Origin of the sequence: Iodobacter violaceini (assembly GCF_011601265.1) — a bacterium.
Classification (GTDB): Bacteria; Pseudomonadota; Gammaproteobacteria; order Burkholderiales; family Chitinibacteraceae; genus Iodobacter; species Iodobacter violaceini.
Genome location: NZ_JAAOLX010000008.1, coordinates 25738 through 38103, shown reverse-complemented (window position 1 = coordinate 38103; position 12366 = coordinate 25738). Strand labels below are relative to the sequence as shown.

At 54.1% G+C, this 12366-nt stretch carries 8 protein-coding genes; all 8 read right to left on the bottom strand.

Annotation, left to right across the window (positions count from 1 at the left end):
• Positions 1-64: 64 nt before the first annotated feature.
• Complete coding sequence (locus tag HA050_RS15450; protein ID WP_166828014.1) at positions 65-1606, bottom strand: YiiX/YebB-like N1pC/P60 family cysteine hydrolase; 1542 nt, start codon at positions 1604-1606, stop codon at positions 65-67.
• A complete protein-coding gene (locus tag HA050_RS15445; RefSeq protein WP_166828012.1) occupies positions 1581-2336 on the bottom strand; it encodes a hypothetical protein in 756 nt (251 codons plus the stop codon). Before HA050_RS15445 ends, HA050_RS15450 begins: the two co-directional genes overlap by 26 nt.
• Positions 2337-2341: 5 nt before the next feature.
• Entirely contained in the window at positions 2342-3004 is a 663-nt protein-coding gene (locus tag HA050_RS15440; protein ID WP_166828010.1) for a hypothetical protein, read from the bottom strand.
• A gap of 111 nt (positions 3005-3115) precedes the next feature.
• Positions 3116-3892 carry a YfaP family protein gene (locus HA050_RS15435; protein WP_166828007.1) on the bottom strand — a complete coding sequence of 259 codons (777 nt, stop codon included), beginning with the start codon at positions 3890-3892 and terminating at the stop codon, positions 3116-3118.
• A gap of 357 nt (positions 3893-4249) precedes the next feature.
• Positions 4250-4591: a DUF2300 domain-containing protein gene (locus HA050_RS15430; RefSeq protein WP_166828004.1), complete on the bottom strand. Its 342-nt coding sequence runs from the start codon at positions 4589-4591 to the stop codon at positions 4250-4252.
• 490 nt (positions 4592-5081) lie between these two features.
• A complete protein-coding gene (locus HA050_RS15425) occupies positions 5082-9527 on the bottom strand; it encodes an alpha-2-macroglobulin family protein (protein WP_166828002.1) in 4446 nt (1481 codons plus the stop codon).
• A gap of 11 nt (positions 9528-9538) precedes the next feature.
• Positions 9539-10180: a DUF1175 family protein gene (locus HA050_RS15420; protein WP_205836459.1), complete on the bottom strand. Its 642-nt coding sequence runs from the start codon at positions 10178-10180 to the stop codon at positions 9539-9541.
• A gap of 512 nt (positions 10181-10692) precedes the next feature.
• Positions 10693-12318: a DUF2138 domain-containing protein gene (locus tag HA050_RS15415; protein WP_166827997.1), complete on the bottom strand. Its 1626-nt coding sequence runs from the start codon at positions 12316-12318 to the stop codon at positions 10693-10695.
• Between the last annotated feature and the right edge of the window lie 48 nt (positions 12319-12366).

Genomic DNA, 12366 nt, shown 5'->3' with positions numbered 1-12366 from the left:
ACGTCAGCACCAATCAAAAGATGGGAAAGCTATTTTGCCAGTGTTCTGATGACAATTGTCAACTTCACTCTGTTTGCTGCTTCCCTTTGCTGATCAGCGCCAGGAGCTTTTCCTGCAGATGATCCGGCTCACGCTTGCCATCATGGAACATAATCACCGGGCTGAAGATAGGGGCTTCGCCAATGGAGAGCTGGGCAACGTTATCCGGGCTGATGGTGTAACGGCCCAGTGTCTGGGCCAGAGGCCAATCCAGATCAGGGAAGACCACATAGGCCAGCTCGGAGCACACAATGCGCTCGTGCGTCATCACATCAAAATTAAAATCGTATTCTTTACCCAGCTGTTGCACCGCTGTGAGTGCGGCAGCGCGCTGGTAATCTTTATCGGTGTGGCGCTGATCGCGCAGCACAAGCAGATCATCAATATTCATAAAGTGATCAAGGGTGCTCAGGGTGACACCCGAACGCAGCGCTTCAACAATCCGCTTGCCCTGGCGTACCTGCTCCTGCCACTGGCCGGGAATCAGATCCCATGCGCCGATTTCTTTCAGCTCGGCCTCGCTGCCCAGCCACAGCGCCATATGGCCGTAATGGCCGGGAATCATTTTATCGGTCAGGCGGAAAGGGGTTTTCTCAAGCAGGATATCAAGTGGCTTCATTTCTGCTTCAAGCTGAGATAAGGCGTTTTTATCCAGGCTGCGCAGCTTGCCGCTGCGGGTTTGTACCAGCCCCACCATCTGGCCAAAGCCAAGGCTTAAGCCAAAGCTGAGCGTATTCATCGCTACTTTTTTTTGCTGGTTAAAGTCTTCCAGCATAAAGCCGGTAATTTGCAGCGGGTTGATCCAGGCGGTTTTGCGCTGATTAACATACCAGATGGTGCTTTGGCTGAGCGTATACAGATATTGCTCGGTGGCATTGGGGGTAAGGCCGCTTTCGCGCTGGATTTTAAAATACTGGTCGACTAAATCACTGGCAAGGCGCAATTGAGCATGCACATCGCCAGAGCGGTACTGGTGGATCAACTGATCAATCTGTACGGTGTTTCTGACATCGTAATTCAGCAAATAGCGGATTTCAGAATTCTGCGCATAGGGCTCAATGGCAATCTGGTAGCTGTCCATCAGCACCAGTGCGGCCGCCAGCCCGCGTTCGATATCCAGCAGGGTGTTTTTGCCCACTTCATCATAGGGATTCAGCGAGGGGGCCCATCTGCGCGCGGTATTGCAAAGCTCGGGCAGGCCTGCGGTACTTGGCCTCTGAATATTCAGGCGTATTGGCGAGGTGAGCGAAAAGCAGGGTGCCACGCGCTCTACCTCGGGCATTAAAAGTGCGCGTGCAGCCAGATAGCGTTGAATAATGCTGCGCAATTGCTCGCTTTGCTGGCGGTTTAATTTAGGCGTGTCGCTGCTGCTGATGATCTGGTGCAGCTCGGCAAAGCGATAAGCCTCAGAGCGGATGCTGATCAGCTCGTTGATATGGCTTTGAAAATCCTGCAGGTTGCTGGCCGCATGGGCAGGCAGGCTCAGCAACATCGAGACCAGCAGCGGCTGAAACCAGCGGGTGGCGCGTTGGGTGAAAGATTCAGACAGGAGAGTGCGCGGTTTCATATTTTCTCGATTGCAAAATAAACAGGCAGGCAATGCTGGCAAAAAGGTGCTTAAGCGTATGGCCGGAAAGAATCTGGTGCAGCGCATTAAATAAAACCTGATCTTGCAGCTCGGTGATTTTGGCTAAAATATAGCAAAGGCTTGCAAAAAGCATCAGCCAGAAAGCAGGGCGCCTGCCGCTGATTTGCCATTGCCACAAAGGCAGCAGAATCAAGGGCAAAGCCTGCAGCAATAAATAGGGGCGCAAATCTTGTGTGAATACCCAGTGCCCCACAGAACCCACCGCCCAGAAGGCCAGCGGCACAGCAAACCACTGGCTTTTCAGCTGGCCGTGTAATTGGCTGGCCAGCGCAGCTAAAAAGCCTGCGCAAGCCAGTGCAATCGGTAATCGATCCCAAATCAGCCGCGTGTCATCCGGGGCAAGGTGATACCAGGCCGAGCCCAGCGCGGTAAGAATCAGGCTGAAAAATCCTAAAAGCCAGCCTGCACGGCTGATGCCCCTTTGAGGCCAGCTGAGCTTTAATCCCCATATCCCAATGATGGCAAAGCCGAGGTTAGACAGCACATCTGATAAATTTGGCAGGCCAAAGCCAGCGCGCTGATCCGCAAAATCATGGTAATGCGCATGCTGAGCAATGGGGCCATGCCAGAGCATCAGCAGTGCCAGCAGGGCGATGATGCATAAAGCAGGCTTAAAACGGGCCAGCGTTGTATGGGTTTGATACTGCATTGAATTTATGACCTGGGGCATTTGATTTGAGGGCGCCATTGGTAGTTGTTCTGGACTTTTTCTAAGGTAACGGTCGTGGTTTTAGATAACGGATTGTTTATGGTGCAACGATGGCGGGCCTGAAGTTGATTGTTATCGCTCCAGCGAGGCTCAATGTATTCGGCCGTAATGGAATGATTGTTTTCAGCGACAGACAAACCATTCCAAAGCACTTTTCCCTCTGCATTAAAGATTTTCCACTCTTCCCCATCAAAACCACTGGGCTGTTGGATGGAAAAATATAAAGATAAATCATTCGTAACACGCACGCTCTTGCCTGCTGCAATGATTTTTCCTGTGCGCTCATTTAGCAGCTCGCCAGAAAACATGCCCTCATCCTCTACCAAGATCAGATGCTGCCGGGTTTGTGCATTGTAAGTACAGTAATGCCATGCCCGGCCGGAAAGCGGCTCATCAAAAGGGGGCTTATCTTTAAATAAATGCTTTCCTGCCTGCCAGTTAACTTGCAGGGTATGTGGTTTGATTCTTTTTGCTCCGCTTGGGGCCAGGGCTAAGACGCGCGGGTTTTGAGAATCGTCCTGATCGCAAGAGATTTCAATGTCTTTGGCCATCACCGGGCCGGATAGAATACACATTAAAATCACTGTGAATTTGAACGGATGCTTCATTTTTGCCAGTCCGATATAAAGTTAGGGAGGCTTAGTCTGCAATGGCTTTTATCCAGACCCCGTCTGCATGTGCCGTGTTCATGCTACTTGCCCGGCAGATAGCCTTTAAGGCTATGGATAAACAAAACTGCCCACCAGCGTTAAGTCTCCTGTTTTACGCATAGGCACATTAAACAGCTGTTGTTTCTCATGCAGGGTATTTTCGTTGTTGATGATGGAAAGCTGGGCGATGGTCATGGCGGGTTTTTCGCTGTAGCCGCCGTAGTAATTCACATACACCAGATAGCGGCCCTTGGGCGGGCTGGGGTTGGCGTAGATTTCCGGGCCATAGCCGGAGGTGACGTCCACATCAAGCGCACCGCCATTTTTGCTGACGCGGTTGCCATAATAAGTGTGCTCGCCATCCGGGCTGATGACGTGTAAATCCAAGTCGGTGCTGTTGGTATTCCATGACAGCACCACGCGCAATTTGGTTTGCGGGCGGTCTTTATTGCTATCAAAAAACTGTGTGGCCGCGCGCTCTTTACCATCCGGGCTTTGAATTTCTACACTGTTTGCGCCTCGGCCAAAAGAATAGGGGCGGGAGAAACTGCCATCCGCATCAACGCGCAGCGGCATCGGTACGCCGTTGACGATTAATCGATAAGGCGGATTGTCTTCCCCTTTGGGAGGCTCCTTAGGCGTTTTGCCAATATGCCCGCGAATCAGGGCCATCTTGCCCTGGTTTTCAGGCGTATTCACCAGCGTGGCCGGATACTGTACGTTTTGCGTATAACGCTCAGGCTTACCCGTTGTATTGCGCCAGCCGCCAGCAGGGGCGTCGATTTGCAAACCTGCGGCAGCGGCAAAGGGGCTCAAAAGACAGAGAAACAGGGCTAAAGGCTTCATGGTATGGGTCCGGATAGTGCGTATTAGGGCGGAAATGATGGTCTGTCATCAGGGCTAAGGCATACAAGCAAAACCTAAATCTTTAAACCCACGCCTTGAGCCACGGAGGGCACAGAGAGCACGGAGTTTCACGGAGAAAACCAATCCCAATAAACACGTCATCCCCAGGTGAATCTATTGGAGATCCAGCAATGCCTCTGGATTCCCGGCATATACACACGGGAATGACGCCGTTTTGTTTCAAGATAGTGCGCTGCACTTGGGCCGTAGGATGACAAGACTTTGCTTTTCTCCGTGTAACTCCGTGTCCTCCTTTTCCTCCGTGGTTAAAGATTTGGGTTGTGTAGTCCAGTCCAGTCACTGCACTCCCACCAGGCGTCTTGCCATGGCTTCGATAAACACCTCGTCGTGGCCGCGCGGGTGGTGGCTGAAGGCGAGGTGCAGGTATTCGTGGGCGAGGGTGATTTCATCATTTTCGCCGGCAAGGCCGTGGATATAAATCCGTTTTAGCTGGTGATCTGCAAAGGGAAGGCCACTTTTTAACTGGCAAACGGTATAGCCCGATGGCGGGGCATAGCCGGTTTCCAGTGCCAGTGTGCTATGCCAGCCACGCGCCAGTTGGCCCAGCTTTTGCTGGATTTCTGGTAATGGCTGGCAGGGTGTGCTGGCTGTGGCGTGGTTGCTGGCGAGCAGTAGCATGAAAAGACAAATCCCCCTCAGTCCCCCTTTTTCAAAGGGGGAGGCGTAGTGCTTACTGCCGCCGTTTTGCGCTGAGCAAACATCTCCCTTGTGCGCTGCATAGCTCGCTTCCTCCTTTTGAAAAAAAGGTGGGGGCGCTGACCAAAATACAAAAAAAGAGCTTTTTAGTGCCTTCGGCACGTTGATTTTGGAGCGGTTAGCCACCGCGGGGCCTTCCTTTCTTGCTTCGCCAGGAAACGAAGCCAAAGAAGGCGACCCCACGAAACACGAAAGCCCCTGCGCTGCGGACAATCGGGTCGGCGGCGGGCGGGATTGGCTCGTGCCTCGCTCCCTGGCCGAAACCCCGCCCCGCTTGTTCCTCGCTCCGGCGTGTTTCAAGGGGGCTTTAAAAAGCCCTTTGCAAAGAGCGGGGTTGGTGTGCTTTTCGTTGTTTGCTAATGAAAAAATAATTTGGTTCGCGTCTATGGGGGCCAGGAGGTATTTCGTGCGCTTAGCGAATTTCCACAACACGGGCTGCTCCTTCTTCTATGGCGGCTTCGTCTGGCTGATACATTCTGAAGTAGCGTGCTGCGGGCAGGGTAAAGCGGCCTGCCTGGGTGAAGCGGATAATTTGCCGCTGCACGACTTTGCCATCCAGGACCGCCACAGGCTGGGCGTAGCCTAAGGCGCGCTGCTGCATGGGCTGGACGGCGAGGGTATTTTGCTCGTTTCCTTCGGCATCCTCATATTTATCCTGGCCCGGCAGATTGTCGATATTTAAGCCCCAGTGCTGCTCTTCAACCATCGCGCCCGGTGGCAGCGCCGCTTCAATCAGACCGTAACGATAGGTTTTTTTCGATTGCAGAACGATTTCATCAATATACAGCTTGTCGGTCGCCAGCTTGCTGGTCCACGGCACGGGTTTGGCGGTAAAGCCTGCTTCTCCTTTAGGCTCTAATACATAAAGCTGACGGGTAATGCTCACTGGCAGGGCACTTGCTGCCTTGCTGGCACTATCGTATTTCAGCGTGGCGTTGAGCAGTGCCGGTGCTTTAGTCACCTGAACCGGCAATGTTTCTATGGCTTTGCCGCTTAAACGCCACTCAATGCCGCCGCTGCTGCCCGCGTTTTTGCGCCATGCACCCTGCGGCGCAAGGGGGCTGGCCTTGGCGGTTTTCCACTCATCTTGCAACCACAGCAGGGCGAGGGAGCGTTCTAGTGTTGGCGTGTTCTGGCTGAGTGTGGCCAGCAGCTGTGCGGTGTCAGCTGGCTCGCCGCTGCTCCATGCTGCCAGTGCCTGCAGCCATGGCTCATTGGATTTTTTAAGGCTGAGCGTTGCTGCCTTGGCCGATGCTTTGATGGCGTCCGGCAGCGCAAGCTTATGCTGGCTGGCCAGCTTGCTGACCAGCACCAGCGCGGCTTGTTGGCCTTGCGCCGAATCGGGCGCGTTCATGATATTGGCCTTGGCCGTATTGGCCGAAGGGCTGGTTTTTGCCAGCTGATCAACAAGACCGGAAAGCTGGGTGCGAATTGCCTCGCCCGTGTCGGCAGCCATCCATAAAGTCAGCGCCTGATGCAGCGGCGGCATGGATTTCACTTGATTGGCATACAGCGTTTGGAAGGTTTTGCTGTTGGCCAGCCTTGGGCTTAAACCCAGCGCACGGCTGGCTTGCGATTCGGCAAGGCGTGCATAGCTGGTCAGCATCGGGTCGCCTGCGGTGCTGTCGCCCCACCAGCTAAAGACTGCGCCGCTGCCGCTCATTTTAAGTAAACGTAAACGTGCGTTTTCGATGCGCTGGCGCAAGGCCGCACGCATAGGCGCGGGTGCGTCGCTGAGCTTTTGGTAAGCAAGGCTTAAGGGCAGCAGGCGGCTGGCGGTTTGCTCTGCGCAGCCATAGGGGTAGTCAATCAAATCATCGATTACGCTGCGAAATGCTGCGTCGCCACTGTCTAAAAGCTGCAGGCGCACGGCTTGTGCATCGGCAGGCAGGCTGATGTCGGCCTTACCCTCTTTAAGCTGAATGCTCTGGCTGATCGTGTGCATTTCTTGCGCCGCTTGCAGGCTAAGATCCGTAATCAGCCGGTCGATCAGCTTGCCGCCCTGTTTTAATTCGATGATCAGCTGGCCATTTTGCAGCGGGCCAGTCTCCAGTGGAATATAACTGGTGCCCTTGCTAAGGTTAAGCGTTTGCTCTTTTTGCACGCTGTTCCCTGCGCGCATCACCAATTGATACTGGGCTTTTTCGGCCTGCTGAGTCACGGCGATTTGCAAGCCGGGTGTGTCGCCCTCGCGGAAGGTTTTAGCTGCTGCCCATTGCACATAGGCGGCTTTATTTGAGTTGATATAGTGGGTTTTTTGCCCGACTACACCGTCGTTATCAATCGCTCTGGCCGTAATACGCCAGCGGCTGAGCGCGTCGGGCATGCGGAACTGGATTTTAAGCTTGCCATTGGCGTCGGTTTTCAGCGCGCCATTCCAGTAGGCGGTATCCATATTGTCGCGCCGCGGGCGAACCAGCATTTTTTGCGAGCGCGAGCTATAGCGCATTTCGTCCTCACCCCCAGCGCGCGGCGACCATGCCATATCGTAGCCATAGAAATTTAAGCTGGCGCTGGTGCGCACCGCATTGCGGCGGGCGTGGTAGAAAAAGTCATAAATATCTGGGGTGATTTCAGGCTGCAGCAAGTAAATCATTTCATCGACCACACCAAGGCTAAGCTGGGCTGCTGCGCCTTTGCCTGCCACGCTGCTGTTTAGCTCCAGCGTCACCATCTCGCCGGGTTGATATTCCTTTTTATCGCTCTTAATGGCGATGTCGATTTTGGGCTGGATCACCGCCAGGCCACGGTTCTGGAAGGTATGGCTGCCGTGCTTGATATACAGCACCGAGAAAGTCATATTCGGGCGATAGTCTTTAACAATAGGCAGGCTGATTTTCCATTGACGGGCGTTGATTTTATTCAGCTTAAGCCAATCGCCGCCTTGAGCCAGCGTGGCTTTTTCCTGCACGTTTTCCAGCTCTAAGGTGAGCAGGGCATCGTTTACATCTTCAGGGAAACTCAGCACCCCTTCGGCGGTTTCGCCCACCGCATAGTTTTCGCGATCAAAAAGCAGCGAGATCGAGCCAGGCGCCACATTCAGCCCCTTGCCGCTGACAATAAAGCTGCTTTGCCCAAGCGATTTACCTGCAGCATCCAGCAAATTAATCTGGTAATTACCGGCCTGCTTAAACTGAATATCAAACTGCTGGGCATTGCCCGTGAGTGCACCGCTTTGTGTGCTGCGATCTTCCAGGCGCTGAGCATGCCAGCTGGCGGGTTTATTCTGTCCCGGCCAATCGCTGATCAGCTTAAAGCGGGCGGTTTCATTAGGTGCAGAAAACTGCTTGTCCGGCACGATGCGGTAGCGGCTGGCGGCGCTGTCGATCAGCACTTCGCGGCTGGCCGTTACAGGGTAAGCGCCAGACTGGCTGCCGATCACACGCAAGACATAGCGGCTGGGGTCTGTCGCGGCAGGCAGGCTAAAGCGGGCATTGCCGCTGGCATCCAGCTTGAGCGTGTCTTGTTTTACTTTAAGGGGGAATAAGCCTTGATATTGAACTTCGGCATTTACCATGGATACCCGCTGGCTGCGCAGCACCAGCTCTACGCTGGCACCCGCCACAGGGCGGCCATCGGGATAGCGCATGCTGACTTTGCCGCTGACTTCTTCGCCGGTTTTAAGCGCGGCCTTGTCTATGTCAATGCTGATATCGTAATGCGGCTTGGTGTATTCAGATACGCGAAACGGCGCGGCATAGGGCGTGTTCTGATAAACCAGCCTCAGCTCATAGCCACCTGCCACGGCATTATCAGGCAGGGTAAAGCGGCTGATTGCGCCATCACTGCTGATTTTGATTTCCTGACGCGATAATTCGGTGCCCGCAGGATCGCGCAGCATCAGTTGCACGGTTTCAGATTTAAGCCGGCTGCTTTCGCGGGCGCTTTCAAACTGGCGGCCAGCCAGCGATACATTCACTTCATCGCCAGGGCGGTAGAGCGGCCGGTCGGTGACGATATACAGCTTGCTGTTGTTTACCTCGGCAGGGTAGTAGAAATTCTCTGAAATCATTGCGCCGCCCTTGCTGTCTGTGCCGTAAACATAGCTTTGCTCGGGTGCGGTTTTTTTAAAGACGGTGATGCCTTCTTTATCGGTGTCGCCCGATTTTAAAGTGCCATTGCCGTCGCTCCATACCAGCTCGCTGTCGGCTACGGCTGCGCCGCTTTGTTTATGCGCCGTCCATGCCAGCATTTGCTCGCTGGATACCTTGGTAACCAGCGCGGTATCAGAGACAAACAGCAGGGTGGCTGCACGGTAGCTGCCCAGATAGCCTTCGATAATATATAAGCCCGGAGCCAGCTTGCCCAAAGGCACGCGAACATTGCCAGGCGTGACGCCGCGCTCGCTGCTGCTGCCTTCTAAACGGCCGGCTTTATTCGCGGCTTCTGGTTTGGCCAGATGCAGCGGATAGCGAAACTCGTTCACCAGCTCAAAACCTTTAAGCGGCTGATACTGTCGCACTGCGGTATAGCGGGTGGTGGTGGGCGGCGGGGTTTTGAGTGCAGGTGCAGCTTGGGTGACGGCGCCACGGGCAGGCGCAGAAAACACCCGCTGCCATGCTTTACGAGAGCGGGCATACCATTGGTCCCACAGATAGCGCAGTGCATTGGCCGCGCCTTCACCCTGATAGTTGCCCTTCAAATCGAGCTTATGCGGATCTTTTTGTTGCTTCAGAAAATCCAGCGGCTTAGGCACGCGATAAACCAGAATATCGACACCGCCATAGCTTTGCGCATCGTAAGTGGATGCTTCCAGCCGCACAGTGGCTTCGTCTGTGCTGGCAAAGCCAGAATCAGACAATAAATAAAACGTATTGCCGCGTACGGCGTAATCGGCAGCAAAGCCGGGGGCACTCAACAGGCTGCAGATTAAGAGGCAAAGGGCAAGAAAGCCAGGCGATAGATGCCGATAAAATTGGGATTGTCGTTGCGTGGCTGCCATCGCGTGTCTTTCCATTGCATTAATTGATCGATTCTTACGGCTCTTAAACCCGAGTCTTTTGGGTGGACCGTACCGGTGTGGTAGGCAATATAACGACCAGTCCAGACCATCACATGCTGATCGTCACCCTGGTCAAAAAAAAGTAAATCACCTGCCTCTGCCTGATTAATATCTTTGCCTATCAGGCGGGCATTGTTTTGCACCAGCCCGAAGGCGGGTACATAGGCGGCACGTTTGCCGTCAGATTGCTTCCAGTTGTGCCGTAAGGCATCGCGGCTGGCCGGACTTAAATCCACTTCTGGCGGTAAGCCTGTCCGGCTGATGCCATTACTTTGCAGCCATGCCGCGTCGTGCTTTTGCAAGGCTTCTGCCACCGCAAAACGCACCAGCCCCGCGCAATCTCTGTGCTGCCAGCGCGGGTTTGGGCCCTGGCGAAGCTGCTCATTCACAATCCGCACAAACCAGCCCCGAAAAGCCTGCGTTTGCGCCGGGTTGAGCACGGGGTCAGCGGCAAGGCTGGTGGTGCTGAGCAAAATAAGGCCAGTGCAGAGATATTTACTTAAAAACACAGAAGCTTGGTTTCCTTGTGCTGGGGGTGATATTCGCTGTTGTTTGGAGCATTTGCCAAATGTGGCGGTTTTCATTTTATTTACGCTAAACAAATTCAAAAAGATCTTGTTTTAGTGCCTTCGGCACGTTGATTTTGGTGCGGGAGTCCCCCGCGTGGGACTCACTTTCTTGAACGGCCAGAAATCCTAGTACGCAAAGAAGGCCGCCCCGGCCAGCACGAAACTGCGGACAGCTGCGTCTGCGGAACTCGCTTCGCTCAAACAGGCATCAAAGAAACCCCGCCTGCTTGTTCCTCGCTTCGGCGTGCTTCAAGGGGAGATTTAAGCCCCTTGCTACGAGCAGCTATCTATCCCCGCAGTCATCGTAGGGTGGGTTAGGCCGCTCTTGATGCTCATTAGGGCGCTGATTTATTTTGGCCGTAACCCACCCTAAGGATTGCCTTTTTCAGTGAAACTCCGTGTTCTCTGTGCCCTCCGTGTTTCAAGATTTGGGTTTGTCATTTCCCCATAAATCACTTTGGACTCTTCCACTCCAGTCTCTCCCAGTGCTGATCTTTGCGCTGATCCGCGCTGGGGCTAAGTTGCAGGCCGGTGTTGGAGAACTCGCCTATCGCTGTGATATGCGGGATCAGATAGGTAACGGCAGCGTTTTGCAGCAGGGGCTGTGTTTTGCCTGGCAGCGTGGCCATCGTGGCGGTGGTCAGTAGTTTGGAGAGCGCTTCCGGGGCGATATAGCCTTGTTTCGGGCCTTCCATTCTGTCTGCCAGTGCGGCGTAGCGTTTTTGCTGTACGGCCATGGCGGTGCTGACGAGTTTGCTGTCTGGCGAGAACACGATGGATGATCCGGATTGCGCCATGCTGACGTCAAAATAGCGGCCCAGCGTGAGCTTGTCGACATCAGGCGCGGCGTCTTTGGCGTCTTTACTCAGGTTGCCATCGTCAGCGCTCACTGCGCGCTGCAAGAGCAGGCCATCATCTTTTTTGCTTTTTCTGACCGGCAGACGCGATGCTTCTTCGTCACGCAGGCTGGCTTCACTTGCGCCAATCAGCCAGTCAAACAGCTTGGGGGCGTGTCTGGCAAATTGCTTGGGTTCGCGGGTTTGGGCCAGCAGCAGCGGGGCGTAGATGGATGAATCCGGATACCAGCACACGCCAGCGGCAGGCTCCAGCTGCGCCAGCCATTCGGCGGGGATATTGGCTTTTTTGCTGACGGGCTTGAGTGTTTTCCAGTCCACAGGGGCGGACAGACAAAGTGCCGCGCCATCGGGGGCAGATTGCCAGAGCGCCATACCATCCCAGCGGGTCTGCTGGTTAAGCAGTACATGGCTGAACCAGCCGTTTTCTTTGCTGACATCCATGCGCAAGGCTTTTACATTGGCAAAGAGGCTTTGATAGCCAAATGAAAGATATTTCATATTCGCGACCACCGCATGGCCGCTGCTGGCGGCTTGTATGCCGTAATGCTGGAGTAAAGGATTGGCCTTGTCATCCAGCAGGCCGCCTAAAATTTTAGTCCAGGCGGCGGCCTGTTTGCCTTCCAGCCAGCTTTTATCAGAAAGCACGACCAGCTTATTATTTTGGCTGAAAAACCAGATGGCGTCGTCATTGCCATATTGCAATTTATACAGTGGCACCTTGCCTATGCTGCCATCTGCGCTGAGCTGATTGTCGCTTAATGAAGCCTTAGCCACCCATTGCAGCAGGCTGGCAAAATTGTTTTTTGTGATTCGCAGCACCCAGTGCCCGGGCCGGCCATCGTCGCTTTTCCACATCGCCATTTCGGCAGGTTCGGAAAGCAGTGCATTCATAAAACGGTCTTGCAGATTCAGCTCGTGCTCAAAAGCAATCCGCCTGAGCGAGCCTTCCAGGCCAAGTTTGTCCGGGTGGTGTTCGTAATAATCCACCGCGTCTTCAGTGAGTACTTTTTTAAACAGCGGCACTTGCATCAGCGCGGCAGGCAGCTGCGCTAAATCAGGGGTCGCCAGCACAATATCAGGTGCAGCCAGGCCGGCAGCCAGCGCAATAATCGGCGTATCCAGCTTAGGCGGGATTTCTTTGCCGGGTTTAAATACCCAAAAAGCCGCTGCAGCAGAAATGCCACCAAGCGCCAGGAGCCATTTTATGTGGGTTTTGTTCATAGTAGGGGTGAAGAGGTCCGGTGTGCGCTGAGTTATTGTAAGCTATGC

Bases quoted from the DNA above. Each gene is read 5' to 3' on its own strand.
- HA050_RS15445 (WP_166828012.1), bottom strand. From the start codon at position 2,336: ATGCAGTATCAAACCCATACAACGCTGGCCCGTTTTAAGCCTGCTTTA.
- HA050_RS15450 (WP_166828014.1), bottom strand. From the start codon at position 1,606: ATGAAACCGCGCACTCTCCTGTCTGAATCTTTCACCCAACGCGCCACC.
- HA050_RS15430 (WP_166828004.1), bottom strand. From the start codon at position 4,591: ATGCTACTGCTCGCCAGCAACCACGCCACAGCCAGCACACCCTGCCAG.
- HA050_RS15435 (WP_166828007.1), bottom strand. From the start codon at position 3,892: ATGAAGCCTTTAGCCCTGTTTCTCTGTCTTTTGAGCCCCTTTGCCGCT.
- HA050_RS15440 (WP_166828010.1), bottom strand. From the start codon at position 3,004: ATGAAGCATCCGTTCAAATTCACAGTGATTTTAATGTGTATTCTATCC.
- HA050_RS15415 (WP_166827997.1), bottom strand. From the start codon at position 12,318: ATGAACAAAACCCACATAAAATGGCTCCTGGCGCTTGGTGGCATTTCT.